This window comes from Shinella sp. WSD5-1 (assembly GCF_963942435.1).
GTDB lineage: Bacteria > Pseudomonadota > Alphaproteobacteria > Rhizobiales > Rhizobiaceae > Shinella > Shinella yambaruensis.
In genome coordinates this window covers 4,119,472-4,137,817 of record NZ_OZ012596.1, presented here as the reverse complement: position 1 = coordinate 4,137,817, position 18,346 = coordinate 4,119,472, and the positions used below count along the sequence as shown (strand labels likewise).

Genomic DNA, 18,346 nt, shown 5'->3' with positions numbered 1-18,346 from the left:
GCCATATATTAGCGATGATTCAAAAAATGTATTTCCCCGATTATTTCAATAAGAATCGCAATCTTCCAAAAAATCCTCCAAGAGAGGACTTATGTTTTCTTGCCAAGTAAATAACTTTTTCAATGTCTGTCTTGTTTGAAAGAAATTTTCCGAAGACCCTGTAATCGTCCCCGTATATCTCTTCCAGCTTTTTTATCAGTTCTCCCGTCAATTCGCTTCTGTCTGCCGGTGGTCCTCCCATTTGCTTGCGCGGGAGTTTTTTCTGCTCGCCTGTAAGGGTCGAAAAGAAAGCCTCTATCTGTTGCGAATCGGAGATATTAAAAATGAGGTTGTAGTATTTTTCATCTTTTCCAAGAAAGTCTGTAAGAGGGTCTGTGTGAATCGAAATGGATTTGCTTACGTTTCTGTATTCTGAAAGTCTATCAACGAATTCCTGAAGTGTTGGCGTCTTTCTGAGACCGAGAGAAGCCATCCTTTCGGCGATATTTTCGCCTTCCAACTCCTTGTGGTGCATCACCCTGTTTCGCCAGGCGGAAACGACCCTGTCCACCGGGTCTCGGACGATCGCTATTCTGAAGAATTTCTGATAGTCGTCGGGATTGATCGTCGAAAATTTGGGCGTCTTATACTCTTTATGAATATGCCGGATAGCCCCGGTCGCCTCATCCTTGATGGTTGTAAATCCCTCTCCAGTCTTGATGCTGTGGAGGAGATGCTTCATTGAAGTATTCGCTGCCTTCGGGACGGGGAAATAAGCAACTTTTATTTTATCCACTGTAACGACCAAGGCAGTCTCCTCAAAACTCAGTATGTCGGCTCGCTCTTTCAAGCGAATGGTCAGGCGCAATTTCCCGTGGCGCTTTCTTGATTCAGGAGAACTGTAGTATGAATCGTTCCCTGTATCCAGAAAGCTTGTGATAATTTTGCGTAGTTGACTAGATTAGTAGAATATTCCTGGTGCAGACTTGGCTGGCGGTGCTGCGAGCTGGCGAGCCTTGCGGTTGCTGTCCGGGGTCCTGAGCGAGGCCGGGGCGGCGTCCTCATATCCTGCTAACCATATCTTTATGAGATCGTCGCACTGTCCGGCCAGGAGACCGGGTATGGCGAAGAAGACGAGCAGGCGGAAAAAGACATCGGCACCACGGCGATCCGCGGCCACGCGGCGCGGCGGCATGGTGCACTGGTATTTGCTGGGCGCGGCGGTGATCGGAGGCATTCTCTACATGGACAACCGCCTGCCGGGGCCCGAAACGTCGGCGACGGGGATCAAGACGGCCTCGATCGAGCGCAAGGAAAAGACGGCCGAGCGCGAGGCGGTGCTGGCGCGGCCGAAGCAGCGGCCGGCCGAAAAGGCCGTGGAGCAGGCGCTGCCGATGCCGGAAAAGCTGCCGGCATTCTCGGGCAAATGGTTCATCTGCACGACGCAGACCGATTATTGCGTGCTCGACGGCAGCACCATCCTCTATGCCGGCCGCAAGGTGCGGCTTGCCGATGTCGACACGCCGGCAATCGCCGGCGCGCGCTGCGATGCGGAGCGCCTGCGCGGGGGCGATGCGAAGCTCCGACTGCGCGAGATCCTCAACGAGGGCGATGTCACGCTGGTGGCCAAGGGCGAGGCGTCCGGCAAGGCTGGCGCGGCGCCGCATCTTGTTATGCGCGGCGGGCAGTCGGTCGGCCAGCGGCTGGTCGCGGAAGGGCTTGCGAGGCCCTGGACGGGCAAGCATCAATCCTGGTGCGGTTGACGGATTTGGCCTTGCGCAACCTGTGCCTTTCCGGCACAAGCCAGACGCAAGCCTGCGTCCCTATGCTTTCCGTTAACCGGGATGGTGCCGGCTGGAAAGGGACAATGACATGTCGAACGACCTTGAGCGCTACAGCGATCCGGACAATGCAACGGTCGCGCTCTTTCTCCTCGAAAACGATGCGGATGAGCTGACGGACATCCTCGTGGCCGCGCTGGACGAAGCTTTCCGCATCCTCGGCGACGAGGCCCCGCCCGCGACGGTGCACTGATCGCCGACACGAAAGAGGGGCCTTTGAGGCCCCTCTCGCTTTTGGGCCATCCGCTACAATACTTACCCTGCGGCGACGACCTGGCGCTGCACGCCGAGGCCGGCAATGGAGACTTCCATGCGGTCGCCGGGCTTCAGGTAACGCGGCGGCTTCATGCCCATGCCGACGCCGGGCGGCGTGCCGGTTGTGATGACGTCGCCGGGCTCCAGCGCCATGAACTGAGAGATGTAATGCACGAGGAAAGGCACCTTGAAGACCATGGTGCTCGATGAGCCGTTCTGCACCAGTTCGCCGTTGACGCTGAGCGTCATGGCAAGATCGGCGGTATCCACCTCGTCCGTGGTGACCAGCCAGGGGCCGATCGGGCCGAAGGTCGGGCACCCCTTGCCCTTGGTCCACTGGCCGCCGCGCTCCAGCTGGTAGGCGCGTTCGGAAATGTCGTTGCAGACACAGTAGCCGGCGACATAGTCGAGGGCATCGGCCTCCGAGACATAGGAGGCGCGCTCGCCGATGACGACGGCAAGCTCCACTTCCCAGTCGGTCTTTTCCGAACCGCGCGGGATGAGGATCGTGTCGTCGGGACCGACGACGCAGGAGGGGGCCTTGTTGAACAGCACCGGCTCGCTCGGCACGGCCATGCCGCTTTCGGCCGCATGGTCCGCATAGTTGAGGCCGACGGCGATGAAATTGCCGACGCGGCCGACGCAGGCGCCGAAGCGGCTGCCTTCCGGCGCGAGCGGCAGGCTCTTCGGATCGACGGCGGCAAGGCGCTTCAGGCCCTCGCGGCCGAGCACGTCGCCGGCGATATCCGGCACCAGGCCGGAAAGGTCGCGGACCTTGCCGTCCGCATCGATCAGTCCGGGCTTTTCCGCGCCCGCCGCGCCAAAGCGTACCAGTTTCATGAGAACCTCCGTTGGATGCCACCGATTTCGGTTGCGCGCACCATTCCCCTGGTTTTACATCAAGTCAATGATTTTCGAAAATCCAGCGATCTTTATAAATTCGGCGAGGCGTGATGGAGCAGAAGAAGGCAGGTGGGCGCACCCTGGCGGGAGACGCCTATGAGGCGATCCGGCAGGCGATCCGCACGGGCGCGGTCAAGCCCGGCGACCGGCTGCGCTTTGCCGATCTCCAGGTGCTGTGCGGCATGAGCGTGACGCCGGTGCGCGAGGCGCTGGCGCGGCTGACGGCGGAGGGGTTCACGGTGCTGGACGACCACCGCGGCTACAGCGTCGCGCGCCTGTCGCTGGAGGAGTTGCGCGACATCACGGCGACGCGGCAGCTCTGCGAGGGGGAGGCGCTGCGGCTTTCGGTGCTGCGGGGGGACGCCGACTGGGAGGGGAGGGTGATCGCCGCCCATCACCTGATGGCGCGCATCCCGCAGGCGCGCGAGGATATCCCGTCGGCGATGCGTGAGGACTGGGAGGCGCGGCATGCCGCCTTCCATGCCGCGCTCATTTCGGCCTGCGGCTCGCCGGCCCTCCTGGAAATCTGCGAGAAGCTGTTTTCGCGCGCCGACCGCTATCGGCGCCTGTCGGTCAGCCTGCTCGGCACCGCTCGGGACGTTGCGGGGGAACATCGCCGGCTGATGGAACTGGCGCTTGCGCGGGATGCCGAGGGCGCGGCCGCGGCATTGCGCGACCATTACGGCCGGACCGCGGCGGCGCTCGAGGGCTTTTTTGCGGTCTAGAACCTTTCTTCTGGTGCGGCCCCGTGTTCAGGACAGCGGAATAAAGACGGGAGCGGCAGGCCTCGGCCTGCCGCTCCCGTTCGTGTCCGACACCGGGTAAGACCCGGATGAAGCGTTTTGCCTTACTTGCTGGCGACGGTCGCCGAGCCGATTTCCGCACCGCCGCCGATCGCCACGTTCAGGGCGACATAGTCGCGGGCGAGCTGGCGGATCGCGGAGGCGAGCGACAGGCGGGCCGAGGCGACGTTGCGCTCGGCATCGAGCACGTCGAGGATGGTGCTGGCGCCGCCGCGATAGCTTTCGCGGGCAAGGTTCAGCGTCTGCTCATAGGAATTGACGACCTTGCGCAGCGCGGCGACCGTCTGGCCGTCGCGGATCAGCGCCGTCTGTGCGTTTTCCACTTCCTCGACGGCGTTGAGAACCGTCGACTTCCAGGTCAGGTACTGCTGCTCGGCTTCCGAACGGGCGATCTTGACCCGTGCCTTCAGCGAGCCGCCGTTGAAGATCGGCAGCGACAGCGTCGGGCCGAAGGACCAGCTCGTCAGGTTGCCGGTGGCGGCGCTGGTGAAGTTGCGCGTCGCGCCGATCGAGCCGCCGAGCTCGATGCTCGGATAGAGATCGGCCTCGGCCACGCCGATCTGCGCGGTTGCCGCCTGCAGGCGCCGCTCGGCCGCGCGGATGTCCGGACGGTTGCGGATGAGGTCCGCCGGAATGCCGGTGCGCGTCGCATAGCGCGGCATCGGCTGGGCCGCGCCCTTGATCAGGCTGGAGGTGATCGTGCTGGCCGGCAGGCCGAGCAGGGTCGCGATATGGTTCGCCGACTGGTGGAAGCCGGTTTCAAGCGCGGGCAGCTCGGCCAGCGTCTGGTTGACGAGGCCTTCGGTCTGCAGCACGTCGAGGCTCGAGGCGGCGCCCGCCTCCTTGATCTCGTTGGTCAGCTTCAGCGTCTCGCGGCGCGATTCCAGGTTCTTTCGGTTGAGCGCCAGCGCTTCCTGGTAGTAGCGCGCATTGACGTAGCTCGACACGAGGTCGGAGAGATAGGCGAGGCGCGCGACGTTGACATCGTCATAGGCGGCGTCGAGCGAGGCGTTGGCGGCTTCCTTCGAGCGGCGGTACTGGCCGAAGAAGTCGAGCAGCCAGGAGGCGCTCGCACCGGCAGTCAGCGACTTCGAGGAAGATGAATCGCGGCCCGAGGTGCGGCGCAGGTAGTCGCCGTCCTGGCCGCTTGCCGAGGCTTCCGCCGAAGCGCCGATGCTCGGCAGCGCGCCGGCGCCGGCGACGATGACATTCGCCTCGGCCGCCGTGATGCGCTCCAGGGCCTGCAGCACGGTGAGGTTTTCGGCCATGCCCTGATGGACGAGATCGTTGAGGCGCTTGTCGCGGAAGGATTCCCACCACGGATTGAGCGTCACGTTCTCGCCGCTCGTGGCCTTGCTTTCGGAAAACTTGGCAGGAAGGGCGGTGTCGGGCTTCTGATAGTCGGGGCCGACGACGCAGCCGGACAGGAGAAGCATGCTCAACGGAAAAAGCGTCCTGGTGAAATTCATGGGCCTACCCTGCCAGCGCTCGTGGCGTACTTATTAACAGAACAAAATCGAGATTCACTCTTTATTCATGTTTGGAGGGAAGATCGAGCCTTCCCCTAAAAAAAGAATGGTCCCACAGCGTTTTTTCCCCGCTTCATTCGGAGGGTGTGTCCGCCAGGCAACTGGAGCATTTGCCCAGGGCTCCCGTCTTTGCTCGTCACGCGCAAGCGGGTGGTTGTGGCTGCGCGATCAGGTTGCGCCACGGCATTTCCCCGGAATCCTCGTCTTCGCGACATATTTTCCTGAAAAATGCTACGAGCGCGAACATTATTTTCTGATTCGAATTGTCACACAAATCCGGCAGTAATTTATTCCAAAATTCTGCGGATTCCATTGACAAGGAAGGAAGAGCCGCTTATGTGTTGGAGCATCGCATGAGGACCGAATGCGTTTTATCCCGGTCCACTCTGACGCGTCCATTTTAGAGCGTCAGCGCCAACAAGAGGGAGTGTGTCATGTACGATATCAACTGCATCGCCTCCGTGCGTGTGGCGTACTCCTGTCGTGAAACGATTACAGGGAAAGCGCATACGGCCCTCTGCCGAATGTGATCTGACGTCCCTCTTCGATTTTAGCGCAAGATTTGAATGAGCTGTGCCTTCGGTGCGGCAGGAGTTGTTATGCAAAAGCAGGTTATCGAAATCGGTGGTGAGGCCGTCGGCGTCGTCGTTCCCGATGAGGATCGGCTGAAGTTCGTGGCTGTCAAATATTCCGTGTGGGATCTGGATTCCCAGCGCTTCTCCTCGGCAGACGAGGCGCGTGTGGCGATCCGCCGTCTCCTCAACGATCCGTCCGCCTCCACGCGGGCGATGTCGCCGGCCCGTATCGCGGCCGCCTGAGCCTAATCCAGATGATCCGGTGTCCCTGGCACCGGGATCCACCGGCCCCGCCCGCCAGCGGGGCCGGTTTCGTTTTGTGGACAGTGCATTCACCGGGCGGCGGCTGGCGCGGGGCGCCGAATGCTGGTTGTGTAGCCCGCGAAAGGAGGTGCCCCATGGTTAGCGGCATCCATCATATCACGGCGATTACCCGGAAGATCCAGGCGAACGTCGATTTCTACGTGGGCTTTCTCGGCCTGCGCCTCGTCAAGCGCACGGCGGGTTACGAGGACGCCGACCAGCTTCACCTCATCTATGGCGATGCGGCGGCCAGCCCCGGCTCGCTGGTCACCTTCCTTGCCTGGGAGGACGGGTCGCCCGGTCGCGTCGGCCTTGGCCAGCCCGCCGAGATCGCCCTTGCCATCAAGCCGGAGGCGATCGGCTTCTGGCTGACGCGCGCGCTGACGCAGAACATCGCGACGAGCGGTCCGGCGCAGGAGTTCGGCGAACCCGTGCTCCGGCTGAAGGATCCGGACGGCATCATCGTCAAGCTCGTCGGCGAGGCCGATGTGGACGGCCCGGCGCCCCATGTCACGAAGGACATTGCGGCGGCCGATGCCGTCCAGCGCATCCGCGGCGCGACGATCTTCTCTGAGAAGCCGGCCGAGACGGCAGCCTTCATCGCCGGTCATTTCGGCTATCGGACGGTGGCGGCGGCGAACGGCATTACCCGGCTCTCGGGCGAAGCGGCCGACGTGCTCGACATTCGCGATGCGAGCGGCTTCTGGACGTCCGCGCCCGGCACCGGCACGATCGACCATGTCGCGCTGCGCGCGCCGGACCGCTCCGCCGTGGAGGCGCTCGCCGACCGGCTTGCCAGCGAAGAGGCGGGCGAGACCAACATGCACGACCGGAAGTACTTCTATTCGCTCTATGTGCGCGAACCCGGTGGGGCGCTGCTCGAATATGCGACGGACGGCCCCGGCATGACGGTGGATGAACCGCTGGAGGCGCTTGGCGAGAAACTGTTCGTGCCCAGGCATTTTCGCGCCGACCCGGAGGATGTCCGGGCGCGGCTTCCCCAGTTCTCCCTGCCGGGAGAAGAGCGCATGAGCGAGCGGGACCTGCCCTTCATCCACCGGGTGCACCGGCCGGAAACCCCTGATGGCGCCGCCATCGTGCTCCTGCACGGCACCGGCGGCAACGAGGCGAGCCTTCTGCCTTTCGGGACGAAGCTCGCGCCCGATGCCGTGCTGCTCAGCCCGCGTGGCCGCAGTCTCGACGAGGGCTATCCGCGCTTCTTTCGCCGGCTGACCGTGACGACCTTCGACCAGAGGGACATTGCGGATGAGGCGGAAGCCTTCGCGGCCTTCATGGAAGGGGCGAACGCGGCCTACGGGCTCGACCCGGACAGGACGCTGTTCGTCGGCTATTCGAACGGCGCGAACATGATCGGCGCGATCATGCTGCTGCATCCCGGCATCATCCGCAACGCGGTACTGCTGCGCGGCATGAACGTGCTGGAAACCGTGCCGGAGGCGGACCTTTCGGGGGCGGACGTGCTGATGCTCACCGGTCGGTCGGATCCCTACGGCGCCTATGCCGGCGAACTCGAGGCACATCTGAAGGCGGCCGGCGCATCGGTCGAGAACCGGCTGCTTGCCGCCGGTCACGACATCGGCCCGGCGGACCTGGAAGCCGCCAAGGCCTACCGGGAACGCATCCTCGGCTGAAGCCGGGGCAAACGAAAAGGGGCGCGTCGCGGGACGCGCCCCTTCTTTCTATCGCTTGTATTCCGTCACGAAGGCCGAGAAGCCGGCGATGAAATCACCGAGCTTCTTTTCCGTTGCCTTGTCGGCGATCCGGCCGTCCTCGATGACGCTGCCGGCGCGCGAGACCAGAAGCTTGGCGCCGAACCAGGGCACGGTGCCGAGCGTGCGCATGACGGGCAGCCAGGCCTCCTGCGACAAAAGCGTGCCGAAATTGCCGGGCGAGGCGCCGGTGATGGCGAAGGGCTTGCCGCCGAAGACGCGGGCGATGTCGGAGGAGGGGCGGCTCATCCAGTCGATGGCGTTCTTGAAGACGCCGGGAATGCCGTTGTTGTATTCCGGCGTGAAGAGAACGACGCCGTCCGCCGCCGCCACGAGGTCCTTCAGCCGCGTCACCGCTTCCGGAAGGCCCGCTTCTGCCTCCACGTCGGCGTCATAAAGGGGAATGCCGTGGATCGAGCCTTCGGTGATCGTCACACCTTCGGGCGCCATGGCGAGGGCGGCGCGCAGCAGCGCCGTGTTGTAGGAACCCTTGCGCAGGCTCCCCGAGATTGCCACCAGTTTCGTCATCCCGACTCTCCTTTCCAAAACATGGGCATAAAAAACCCCGGCGGACGGTTTGTCACGCCGGGGTTTCTTCGGTTTCAGACGAGGGGCTTCAGCCGGGCCTCGATCTGCGCGCGGCGCGGTTCGAGGAAGGGCGGCAGCGACAGGCTCTCGCCCAGCGTTTCAAGCGGCTCGTCCACGGCGAAACCGGGGCCGTCCGTGGCGATCTCGAACAGGATGCCGTTCGGCTCGCGGAAATAGAGCGAGCGGAAGTAGAAGCGCTCGACCTCGCCGCTGGAGGGCAGGCGGAAGCCGCGCAGGCGCTCCGTCCAGGCATGCAGCGCTTCCTCGTCCGGCGCGCGGAAGGCGACGTGGTGCACGGCGCCGGCACCCTGGTGGGCGACCGGCAGGTCCGGTTCGACGGCAACATGCAGTTCGGCCGCCGGGCCGCCTTCGCCCATCGAGAAGACATGCACGTCGCCCGCGCCGTCCGGATTGGGATAGGTCGCGGTTTCCCGCATGTTCATCACCTGGGCCAGCACGGCTTCGGTGTTGCGGATATCCGGCACGCTGAGCGTTATAGGGCCGAGGCCCTTGATCTGGTGCTCGGCCGGAACCGGGCTTCTAGCCCAGGGATTGGCAGGCGCGCCGGCATCGTCGGCGACAAGGCGGAAACGCTGCCCCTCGCCGTCCTCGAAATCGAGGCTGGCGCGGCCGCCGACATCACGGATCTCGCCGGCTTTGACCTTCATCTCGCCGAAGCGGGCCTTCCACCATTCGAGCGTCGCAAGGCTGGCGACGCGCAGGCCGGTGCGCGAGACGCTGTGCGTGCCGCGCCGCTCGTGGCCGACCGGCCAGTCGAAGAAGGTGAGGTCCGTGCCGGGCGAGGCGAGGCCGTCGGCGTAGAAGAGGTGGTAAGCGCTGGTGTCGTCCTGGTTGACGGTCTTCTTGACGAGGCGCAGGCCGAGGACCTGCGTGTAGAAGCGCAGGTTCTCCGGCGCGTTCGCGGTGATCGCCGTCAGATGGTGGATGCCTGTGAGCTGCAGGGTCATGATGAAGCTCCTCTCCCCGAAGACAGTCCGGGATATCTGTGCCGCCCCGTTGCGAGGCCTTGCGTTGAGGCGAATATCGCCCTTCGCGGGCGGTGCGGGAAGATCGGGGCGGACGAACGGATCGTTCACTTATCCTGAACGGCAACCTCCATTGCCGCACCTGCCGGCCGGCGGGCGAGGCCGGGTTCGATCGCTTCGTTCAAATTTTATCCTTTCATAAACCAGCATTCGCTTACGCTGCCGGCCTGCGAAATGACTTCGTCTCTGTTTCGCCGCGTCCGCCGGCATGTTCCGCCATTTGTGATGACTGCCGCTGCGGACTTTCCCGCGCGGATGGGAGGAGACGTCATGCTGCCGAAGACTGCGACTGCCCGAAACATGCTCGCCATCGTGGCGGCCGGCGTTGCCACGACCGTTGCGACGGCGGGCGTTCTGCTCTTTCTGTCCTATCGTGCCGTGGAGGAGCGTTCCATCTCGGAAATGGTCAACGCGGCGGAGGCGAGCGCCGGCGAGGTGGAGACCTATTTCGCACAGGTCAAGGCGCTGAGCTGGAACATGCGCTCGGCGCTCTATGCCGTGAAGGCGACGGACGCCCCGAGCCGCGAGACGATGAACGGCATCTTCGACCGCCTGATGGCCGACAATCCCTTCGCGCTCGGCGTCAGCACCGGCTGGGAGCCGGATGCCTTCGACGGCAAGGATGCGCACTATGTGAACCAGCCCGGACACGACGCCACGGGCCGCTACATTCCCTATTTCGTCCGCAACGAGGGCAAGGTCGACATGGTCGCGCTCGTCGATTACGACAAGCCCGGCCCCGGCGACTACTACCAGGTGCCGAAAGCCACGGGCAAGGACCTGCTGACGGAGCCCTACAGCTATGTCATCGGCGGCAAGAACGTGCTGATGACCTCCTTCATGGTGCCGCTCGCCTTCGACGGCGCCTTCAAGGGCGTCACCGGCGTCGATATCGCGCTCGATGCGCTCGCCGCCGACATGGCGAAGCTGAAGCCGCTCGGCGAAGGCTATGTCGCGCTGCTCAGCCAGGGCGGCAGCATCGTCAGCTACCCGGACGCGGCCTTGCTCGGCAAGGCGCTTGGCGATTCCGGCCTCGACGCGGCGGCCTGGCAGGCGTTGATCGCCAATCCGGAAAAGGCCATGGAAATCACCGATGCCAACGGCCTCACCTCCGTGGCGGTCGCCGTGCCCGTGCCGCTGGTGCCGGGCACGACTTGGTACACGGTGGTCGCGGTGCCGAAATCGGTGCTCTTTGCCAATCTGTCGGCGCTTGCCGTCACCTCGATCATCGTGATCGCCATCGCGGCCGGCCTGATGATCGCCATCGGCTGGCTGCTTGCCGCCCGCTTCCGCAAGCGTCTGGAAACCGTCATCGTCGCGACGAGCGAGATCGCGCAGGGTCGCACGGACGTCGATCTCAGCGAATCCGAGCGCAAGGACGAGATCGGCGAAATGGCCCGTTCGCTTGCCGTGCTGCGCGATGCCACGCTCGCCAAGATCCGGCTCGAAGGCGAGGCAGAGCAGAACCGCGCGCTTTCGGAAGACGAGCGCCGCCAGCGTGCCGAGGAAGCGGACGAGCGCGAGCGCCAGACACGCATCGCCGTCGAGGCGCTCGCCGACGGCCTCCAGAAGCTGGCCGACGGCGACATGACGCATCGCATCGAGCATGCCTTTGCCGGCTCGCTCGATCGCGTCCGCCACGATTTCAACGCCTCGGTGGAAAAGCTGCAATCGGCGCTGCGCTCCGTCGGCAGCAACGCCAATGCCATCCAGGCCGGTTCCGCGGAAATCCGCTCGGCCTCCGACGATCTTGCCAAGCGCACCGAGCAGCAGGCGGCCTCCGTCGAGGAGACCGCGGCGGCGCTGGAGGAGATCACGACCTCGCTCAAGGACGCCACGAAGCGGGCGGAGGATGCCGGCCAGCTCGTCGAGCGGACCCGCCTCGGCGCCGAAAAATCAGGCGAAGTGGTGCAGCGCGCCGTGAATGCGATGAGCGGCATCGAGAATTCCTCGCGGGAAATCTCAAACATCATCGGCGTGATCGACGAGATCGCCTTCCAGACGAACCTTCTGGCGCTGAATGCCGGCGTCGAGGCGGCGCGGGCGGGCGAGGCGGGCAAGGGCTTTGCGGTCGTCGCGCAGGAAGTGCGCGAGCTCGCCCAGCGTTCCGCCAACGCCGCCAAGGAGATCAAGGCGCTCATCACCAAGTCGGGCGAACAGGTGCATCTCGGCGTGGCGCTGGTCGGCGAGACGGGCTCGGCGCTGACGGAGATCGTCGACCAGGTACAGGAGATCGACCAGAACGTCGCGGCGATCGTGCGCTCGGCGCGCGAGCAGTCGACGGGCCTCAACGAGATCAGCGCGGCGGTGAATTCCATTGATCAGGGCACGCAGAAGAACGCGGCCATGGTGGAGGAGCAGACGGCGGCAAGCCATGCGCTGGCGACCGAGGCCGCCGCGCTCAACAGCCTGATCGCGCAGTTCCGCCTCGGCACCGGCACGACCGTTCGCCCGGTGGTCGCCTCGGCTGCCGAACATCGCCCGGCCGCCTCCGGCGCGCGGGCGCTCGGCAACACGCTGGCCCGCGCCTTCGGCGGCGGACAGGCGGCTTCGGCCAATGCGGCGGCGCAGGACTGGGAAGAGTTCTGAGCCTTCCCGATGCACCATCCCGAAAGGCGGCCCGGTAGGACGGGCCGCCTTTTTGTTGGATGAAAAAGGCGCACAACGTTTGTGCGTTGCACACAAATTGGCCATGCCGGCATGGCTGCGCGCCCCTAATTTTAATTAGGTATATCTTTAGTAATATGAAATCATTTTTGTATTTCGCGCGTCTATCGATCTGGCACGCTTTCTGCTTTCTCTTCTGCAGGTCCAGAGGGGGCCGAAAGAGAAGCGTCCAACGAATGACGCTCCGATAAAGCCGCCGTGCAGCCCAGTGGGAACCGGAAAGGTTTCGCGGCCGCCGGCGGCTTTCTTGTCTGCGCGGGGACGGCCGCTGCCGTTAGTGCGCTGAAAAATATGATTTATCATATTCCTCTATCAAGTAATCTTCCCGGGTTGGCTTTTTTGCCGGACTCCGCCACACTCGCCCGCGGCAAGATCGCGTCTCGCAAAGGACGCGGCTTGCCAGTCAGATCTTCGCGATATAATGAGGACCCACACTAAATGGGTTTTCTGCAACGGTGGAGACGGCAATGAACTCAGCGGGAAACAGGGCAGGCGGGGTTCTGCTGGCGGCGTTGGCGTTTTCTGCCGCCGCCTGGCCGGCTTGGGCCGACAGCGCGGCGCGGCCGGTGCACACCGCCGCCGTGCATTTCGAAGAACGCGAGCAGACGGTCACCATAACCGGGGAAGTGGTCGCACGAGTGGAGACGGACCTTTCCTTCCGCGTCGGGGGCCGCATCACCGGCTGGTTCGTCGATGTCGGCGGCGCGGTCAAGGAAGGCCAGGTGCTGGCGCGGCTCGATCCGGAGGAACAGAACGCCGATGTCGAGGCGGCGGAAGCCGGGGTACGCGCGGCGGAAGCGCAGCTCAAGCTCGCCCGCGCCAATTTCGACCGCCAGAAATCCCTTCTGAGCGATGGCATCAGCACCCGCCGCGATTTCGACGACGCCGAAACGGCGCTGCGCACGGCGGAAAGCGCCCGCGAAGCGGCGATCGCCCAGCGCGACACGGCGAAGGAGGTGCTGTCCTATACCGAACTGCGCGCGCCCGCCGATGGCATCGTCACCGCGCGCCTTGCCGAGACGGGGCAGGTGGCGCAGGCGGCGCAGACCATGTTCACCATTGCCGATACCGGCCCGCGCGACGCGGTCTTCGATGTCTACGAATCGCTGTTCTTCGCCCAGCCGGCGGAGGACGGCGTGGTCGTCACCCTACTCAGCGACGACAGGGTGCGCACGACCGGCAATGTGCGCGAGGTCTCGCCGACGATCGATGCGCAGACCGGCACGGTGCGCGTCAAGATCGCCATGGACCGCACGCCGCCGGAAATGACGCTCGGCTCCTCGGTCGTCGGCGTCGGTGCGCTGGCGCCGCGCCGGGTGGCGGTGGTGCCCTGGCAGGCGCTGTCGGCGGGCCTTGACGGCAAGCCGGCGCTGTGGATCGTCGACAAGGCGAACAGCACGGTGGACCTGCGCCCGGTCGAGGTGCTCTCCTTCGAGACGGGCGCCGCGCTGCTTTCGGGCGGCATCGAGGAGGGGGAGACCTACGTCGCCGACGGCACGAAGCTGCTCCGGCCCGGCCAGACCGTCAGCGCGATCGAAGGAACCGCCCGATGAGAAGACCCGTCCTGTTCGCAACGGTCGCCATCGCCGCCGCGGCGCTGGCCGGCTGCAAGAAGGAAGAGGAAGCCGCCGCGCCGCCGCGCCCGGTCCTCTCCATGGTGGTCGCCCCGACGGCGCTGCCCGGCACGCGCTTTGCCGGCACGGTGCAGGCGAAGGTGCAGGCCGCGCTCGGCTCGCGTGTTTCCGGCCGCCTCGTCTCGCGCACCGTCCATGTCGGTGATCTCGTGAAGAAGGGTGACGAACTCGCCGTGCTCGATGCGACGGCCTATGAGCTGGCCGTGCGCTCGGCCCGGGCCGAGCTTTCCAGCGCCGAGGCGACGCTTTCGAGTGCGATCGCCACCGAGGAGCGGCAGAAGACGCTGCTCCAGTCGAACGCCGCGGCGAGGGCCGCCGTCGAGAGCGCCGAGCAATCGCGCGAGGCGGCCGATGCCGGCCTGACGCGGGCGAAGACGGCGCTCGTCAAGGCGGAGGAACAGCTTTCCTATACCCGCATCCTCGCCGAATTCGACGGTGTCGTCGTGGCCACCGGCGCCGAGGTGGGGCAGACCGTCTCGCCCGGCGAGGCGATCGTCACGGTTGCGCGGCCCGACGAGCGCGATGCCGTGGTCGACATTCCGGAGACGGCGGAGGCCATCGCGCTCGGCAGCCGCTTCACCGTGTCCCTGCAGATCAATCCCGACGTCACGGTGAAGGGCGCGGTGCGCGAGGTCGCGCCGTCGGCCGATGCCGTCACGCGCACGCGGCGGGTGAAGATCGCGCTGGAAAACCCGCCGGATACGGTCCGCCTCGGCACGACCATCACCGCCGAGCTCGAGGGGCCGGACCTCACCGCCATCATGATCCCGCAGACCGCCGTGCTTCAGAAGGACGGCAAGCCGCATGTCTGGCGGGTCGATGGGGAGAAGGGCGAGGTGCATCTGGTGCCGATCGAGACCGGTCCTGCCGTGGGCCGCGCCCTTCAGGTCGCGGGCGGGCTGAAAGCCGGCGACCGCATCGCCACCGCCGGGGTGAACAGCCTCGAAGAGGGCCAGAAAATCAAGGTTGAAGACGAGGCAGGCCTATGAAGAAGTTCAACCTTTCGGACTGGGCGCTCGATCACGCATCGCTCGTCTGGTACTTCATGATCGTCTTCGCGCTGCTCGGCTTCTTCACCTACCAGAATCTCGGCCGCGAGGAGGATCCCTCCTTCACCATCAAGACGATGACGATCAGCGCCGCCTGGCCCGGCGCCTCCGTGGAGGAGACGACGCTGCAGGTGACCGAGCGCATCGAGCGCAAGCTGGAGGAGCTGGAATCGCTCGATTTCACCCGCAGCATCACGACGCCCGGCCAGACGCTGATCTTCGTCAACTTGAAGCCGACGACCCGCGCGCGCGACGTCGCCCCCACCTGGGTGACCGTGCGCAACATGATCAACGACATCAGGGGCGAGTTCCCGTCCGGCGTCGTCGGCCCGGCCTTCAACGATCGTTTCGGCGACGTCTTCGGCAATATCTACGCCTTCACCGCCGATGGCCTCTCGCCGCGCCAGCTGCGCGACTATGTCGAGGATGCCCGCCGGCGCATCCTCACCGTGCCCAATATCGGCAAGGTCGACCTCGTCGGCGCGCAGGACGAGGTGATCTATCTCGAATTCTCGACGCGCCAGCTTGCCGCGCTCGGCATTTCCACCCAGCAGGTGGTGTCCACGCTGCAGGCGCAGAATGCCGTGGCGCCCTCCGGCGTGGTGCAGGCCGGCGGCGAGCGCGTCAGCGTGCGTGTCGGCGGGCAGTTCAGCTCGGAGGCGAGCCTGCGCGACGTCAACCTGCGCGTCAACAACCGCTTCTTCCGCCTCAGCGATATCGCCACGATCACCCGCGGCTACGAGGACCCGCCATCGGCGCTCTTCCGCTTCAACGGCGAACAGGCCATAGGCCTTGCCATCGGCATGAAGCAGGGCTCGAACCTTCTCGAATTCGGCGCGGCGGTGGAAAGGGAGATAGAGCTGCTTTCCCATGAACTGCCGGTCGGCGTCGACGTGCACCTCGTCTCCGACCAGCCGAAGGTGGTCGAGGAGGCGGTGTCGGGCTTCACGCGGGCGCTGTTCGAGGCCGTCGTCATCGTGCTCGCGGTCAGTTTCGTCAGCCTCGGCATCCGCGCCGGCCTCGTCGTGGCGCTGTCGATCCCGCTGACGCTCGCGATCACCTTCGTCTTCATGTATTACGACGGCATATCGCTGCAGCGCATCTCGCTCGGCGCGCTCATCATCGCGCTCGGCCTGCTCGTCGACGATGCGATGATTGCCGTCGAGATGATGGTGGCGCGGCTGGAAATGGGCGATTCGCTCAGGAAAGCGGCGACCTATGTCTATACGTCCACCGCCTTCCCCATGCTCACCGGCACGCTGGTGACGGTGGCGGGTTTCATCCCGATCGGCCTCAACAACAGCGCGGCCGGCGAGTTCACCTTCAGCCTCTTCGTCGTCATCGCCATCTCGCTCGTCGTCTCGTGGGTCGTCGCGGTCATCTTCGCGCCGCTGCTCGGCGTGACGATCCTGCCGAAGACGATGAAGAAGCATCACGAGGAAAAGGGCTGGTTCGCCCGCAGCTTCGCGCGCCTGCTCGATGTCTGCATGCACTGGAAATGGACGACCATCGTCGCGACCGTGCTGGTCTTCGGCGTATCGGTATTCGCTATGCGCTTCGTGCAGGAACAGTTCTTCCCGTCTTCAGACCGACCGGAGCTCATCATCGACTGGTCGCTGCCGCAGAATGCCTCGATCGCCGAGACCAATGCGCAGATCGCCAGGCTGGAAGAGGAGAAGCTCAAGGGCAACCCGGATATCGAACGCTGGTCCTCCTATGTCGGGCAGGGCGCGGTGCGCTTCCTCCTGTCCTTCGACGTGCAGCCGCCGTCGCCCGCCTTCGGCCAGACCGTCATCGTCAGCAAGGACCTGGAGGCGCGCGACCGCCTCAGGGCCGATCTCCAGGCCTATCTGCGCGAGACCTTCGTCGGCACGGATGCGCTGGTGAAGCTGCTCGACATCGGCCCGCCGGTCGGTCGGCCGATCCAGTACCGCGTCAGCGGCCCGGATATCCAGGAGGTGCGCAAGCAGGCGCTCGCCTTCGGCGAACTCATCGGCAAGGACACCCGGCTCGGGGATGTCGTCTACGATTGGAACGAGCCGGCCCGCGTGGTGAAAGTCGACGTGCTGCAGGACAAGGCCCGCCAGCTCGGCGTCACCTCGCAGGACATCGCCTCCGCCCTGAACGGCGTCGTCGGCGGCACGACCGTCACCCAGATCCGCGACGACGTCTACCTGATCGACGTCATCGGCCGGGCGCGGGCCGCCGAGCGCGAATCCATCGAGACGCTGCGCCAGCTCCAGCTGCCGACGGCCAACGGCACCTCCGTGCCGCTCGCCGCGGTGGCGAACTTCCGCTACGAGATGGAACAGCCGGTCGTCTGGCGCCGCTCGCGCCAGCCGACCATCACCGTCAAGGCCAGCATCACCGGCGGCGTGCAGCCGGCGACGATCGTCTCGCAGCTGGAAAAGGACGTTGCCGCCTTCCAGGCGCAGATGCCTTCCGGCTACGAGGTCGCGGTCGGCGGAACGGTGGAGGAAAGCGCCGATAGCCAGGCGCCGATCGTCGCGGTCGTGCCGCTCATGCTGTTTGCCATGGCGACGATCCTGATGCTCCAGCTCCAGAGTTTCTCGCGGCTCTTCCTCGTCTTCGCCGTGGCGCCGCTGGCGCTCATCGGGGTGGTCATCGCGTTGCTCGGCAGCGGGGCGCCGCTCGGCTTCGTCGCCATTCTCGGCGTGCTGGCGCTGATCGGCATCCTCATCCGCAACTCGGTCATCCTCGTCGTGCAGATCGAGGACCTGAGGCGCGAGGGCATGCATGCCTGGACGGCCGTGCGCGAGGCGACGGAACACCGCATGCGGCCGATCATGCTGACGGCGGCGGCGGCCAGCCTCGCGCTCATCCCCATTTCGCGCGAGGTGTTCTGGGGGCCGATGGCCTATGCCATGATGGGCGGCATCATCGTCGGCACGGTGCTGACCCTGCTCTTCCTGCCGGCGCTCTATATCGCCTGGTTCCGCATCAAGCCGGAAGAAGCGGAAGAGGCGGCGCCAGCACCCGAGCCGATCGAGGCGGCGTGACGCCGGCCGAGCCTGCGCGGCGGGACCGCCCCGCGCAGGCGCAGGGAAAGGGCTCATATTTTTGCCCGTCTCACCCGCCGCCGCTTTGAGCGACAGGCTGCTTCCGAAGGGCTGGAGCCTTGGCAAGGCGTAGGCAGGCTGGGCGATCGCAGGCCCGTTCGTTGCGGGGCGGATGGAGGAAAGTTGCGTTCTTTTTGCCGCACCCTCCCTGAAAAAAGCTGGTGGAAAAAGTTGATTTTCAATGCCAAAGCGCCAGCCGGCTTTTCAGAGCGTAACGAATGTGCAAGGAACTTGCTCCATGGTGTCGGCGAGGGCCGCAGGGGTGTGCCGGTTTGGGACAAGGTTTGGTCATGGGACTTGACGAGACATTGGAACTGCATGCCTATGGCGCCTTGTCGCAGCAGGCGACCGGCTTTTGCCCCAT

The 18,346-nt window shown here is 64.9% G+C and carries 14 protein-coding genes; 9 read left to right on the top strand and 5 right to left on the bottom strand.

The window, feature by feature from the left end; translation table 11 throughout:
* Nucleotides 1-40: 40 nt before the first annotated feature.
* The gene (locus AABQ55_RS20225) at nucleotides 41-787 is read right to left on the bottom strand and encodes a sulfotransferase family 2 domain-containing protein (RefSeq protein WP_272806304.1); all 747 of its coding nucleotides are present in this window, start codon (nucleotides 785-787) and stop codon (nucleotides 41-43) included.
* 313 nt (nucleotides 788-1,100) lie between these two features.
* On the opposite strand from AABQ55_RS20225, the gene AABQ55_RS20220 reads away from it, so the two are divergent.
* Entirely contained in the window at nucleotides 1,101-1,742 is a 642-nt protein-coding gene (locus AABQ55_RS20220) for a thermonuclease family protein (protein ID WP_272806303.1), read from the top strand.
* 109 nt (nucleotides 1,743-1,851) lie between these two features.
* On the top strand, nucleotides 1,852-2,013 hold the full coding sequence (locus AABQ55_RS20215; protein ID WP_244768438.1) for a hypothetical protein: 162 nt from the start codon (nucleotides 1,852-1,854) through the stop codon (nucleotides 2,011-2,013).
* 62 nt (nucleotides 2,014-2,075) lie between these two features.
* Here AABQ55_RS20215 and AABQ55_RS20210 read toward each other — a convergent pair whose 3' ends face one another.
* Complete coding sequence (locus tag AABQ55_RS20210; protein WP_272806302.1) at nucleotides 2,076-2,915, bottom strand: fumarylacetoacetate hydrolase family protein; 840 nt, start codon at nucleotides 2,913-2,915, stop codon at nucleotides 2,076-2,078.
* Nucleotides 2,916-3,028: 113 nt separating this feature from the next.
* On the opposite strand from AABQ55_RS20210, the gene AABQ55_RS20205 reads away from it, so the two are divergent.
* Nucleotides 3,029-3,703, top strand: coding sequence for a GntR family transcriptional regulator (locus tag AABQ55_RS20205; RefSeq protein ID WP_272806301.1), 675 nt, complete (start codon nucleotides 3,029-3,031; stop codon nucleotides 3,701-3,703).
* A 122-nt stretch (nucleotides 3,704-3,825) separates the two neighbouring features.
* On the opposite strand, the gene AABQ55_RS20200 is transcribed toward AABQ55_RS20205, so the two are convergent.
* Complete coding sequence (locus AABQ55_RS20200; RefSeq protein WP_244768507.1) at nucleotides 3,826-5,217, bottom strand: efflux transporter outer membrane subunit; 1,392 nt, start codon at nucleotides 5,215-5,217, stop codon at nucleotides 3,826-3,828.
* A 692-nt stretch (nucleotides 5,218-5,909) separates the two neighbouring features.
* Here AABQ55_RS20200 and AABQ55_RS20195 point away from each other — a divergent pair.
* The gene (locus AABQ55_RS20195) at nucleotides 5,910-6,128 is read left to right on the top strand and encodes a hypothetical protein (protein ID WP_272806300.1); all 219 of its coding nucleotides are present in this window, start codon (nucleotides 5,910-5,912) and stop codon (nucleotides 6,126-6,128) included.
* Nucleotides 6,129-6,283: 155 nt separating this feature from the next.
* Complete coding sequence (locus tag AABQ55_RS20190) at nucleotides 6,284-7,840, top strand: VOC family protein (RefSeq protein WP_272806299.1); 1,557 nt, start codon at nucleotides 6,284-6,286, stop codon at nucleotides 7,838-7,840.
* 48 nt (nucleotides 7,841-7,888) lie between these two features.
* Here the strand turns inward: AABQ55_RS20190 and AABQ55_RS20185 are convergent, their stop codons facing one another.
* Together AABQ55_RS20185 and AABQ55_RS20180 are read right to left on the bottom strand one after the other, a co-directional pair.
* Nucleotides 7,889-8,446, bottom strand: a complete 558-nt coding sequence (locus tag AABQ55_RS20185) for an NADPH-dependent FMN reductase (protein ID WP_272806298.1) — start codon at nucleotides 8,444-8,446, stop codon at nucleotides 7,889-7,891.
* A gap of 74 nt (nucleotides 8,447-8,520) precedes the next feature.
* Nucleotides 8,521-9,474 (bottom strand): ring-cleaving dioxygenase, encoded by a 954-nt coding sequence (locus AABQ55_RS20180; protein WP_272806297.1) that lies wholly within the window; start codon nucleotides 9,472-9,474, stop codon nucleotides 8,521-8,523.
* 348 nt (nucleotides 9,475-9,822) lie between these two features.
* Here AABQ55_RS20180 and AABQ55_RS20175 point away from each other — a divergent pair, with 348 nt between their 5' ends.
* From AABQ55_RS20175 to AABQ55_RS20160, 4 genes are all read left to right on the top strand, one after another.
* On the top strand, nucleotides 9,823-12,141 hold the full coding sequence (locus AABQ55_RS20175) for a methyl-accepting chemotaxis protein (protein WP_272806296.1): 2,319 nt from the start codon (nucleotides 9,823-9,825) through the stop codon (nucleotides 12,139-12,141).
* Nucleotides 12,142-12,686: 545 nt separating this feature from the next.
* Entirely contained in the window at nucleotides 12,687-13,772 is a 1,086-nt protein-coding gene (locus tag AABQ55_RS20170; protein WP_272806295.1) for an efflux RND transporter periplasmic adaptor subunit, read from the top strand.
* Nucleotides 13,769-14,842 (top strand): efflux RND transporter periplasmic adaptor subunit, encoded by a 1,074-nt coding sequence (locus tag AABQ55_RS20165; RefSeq protein ID WP_272806294.1) that lies wholly within the window; start codon nucleotides 13,769-13,771, stop codon nucleotides 14,840-14,842. The genes AABQ55_RS20170 and AABQ55_RS20165 overlap by 4 nt, the downstream gene beginning before the upstream one ends.
* Entirely contained in the window at nucleotides 14,839-17,922 is a 3,084-nt protein-coding gene (locus AABQ55_RS20160; protein WP_244768448.1) for an efflux RND transporter permease subunit, read from the top strand. Before AABQ55_RS20165 ends, AABQ55_RS20160 begins: the two co-directional genes overlap by 4 nt.
* Nucleotides 17,923-18,346: the final 424 nt, after the last annotated feature.

Coding starts and splice junctions, on each gene's coding strand:
- AABQ55_RS20185 (WP_272806298.1), bottom strand. CDS start 8,446: ATGACGAAACTGGTGGCAATCTCGGGGAGCCTGCGCAAGGGTTCCTAC.
- AABQ55_RS20165 (WP_272806294.1), top strand. CDS start 13,769: ATGAGAAGACCCGTCCTGTTCGCAACGGTCGCCATCGCCGCCGCGGCG.
- AABQ55_RS20215 (WP_244768438.1), top strand. CDS start 1,852: ATGTCGAACGACCTTGAGCGCTACAGCGATCCGGACAATGCAACGGTC.
- AABQ55_RS20195 (WP_272806300.1), top strand. CDS start 5,910: ATGCAAAAGCAGGTTATCGAAATCGGTGGTGAGGCCGTCGGCGTCGTC.
- AABQ55_RS20210 (WP_272806302.1), bottom strand. CDS start 2,915: ATGAAACTGGTACGCTTTGGCGCGGCGGGCGCGGAAAAGCCCGGACTG.
- AABQ55_RS20170 (WP_272806295.1), top strand. CDS start 12,687: ATGAACTCAGCGGGAAACAGGGCAGGCGGGGTTCTGCTGGCGGCGTTG.
- AABQ55_RS20175 (WP_272806296.1), top strand. CDS start 9,823: ATGCTGCCGAAGACTGCGACTGCCCGAAACATGCTCGCCATCGTGGCG.
- AABQ55_RS20205 (WP_272806301.1), top strand. CDS start 3,029: ATGGAGCAGAAGAAGGCAGGTGGGCGCACCCTGGCGGGAGACGCCTAT.
- AABQ55_RS20200 (WP_244768507.1), bottom strand. CDS start 5,217: ATGCTTCTCCTGTCCGGCTGCGTCGTCGGCCCCGACTATCAGAAGCCC.
- AABQ55_RS20180 (WP_272806297.1), bottom strand. CDS start 9,474: ATGACCCTGCAGCTCACAGGCATCCACCATCTGACGGCGATCACCGCG.
- AABQ55_RS20220 (WP_272806303.1), top strand. CDS start 1,101: ATGGCGAAGAAGACGAGCAGGCGGAAAAAGACATCGGCACCACGGCGA.
- AABQ55_RS20190 (WP_272806299.1), top strand. CDS start 6,284: ATGGTTAGCGGCATCCATCATATCACGGCGATTACCCGGAAGATCCAG.
- AABQ55_RS20160 (WP_244768448.1), top strand. CDS start 14,839: ATGAAGAAGTTCAACCTTTCGGACTGGGCGCTCGATCACGCATCGCTC.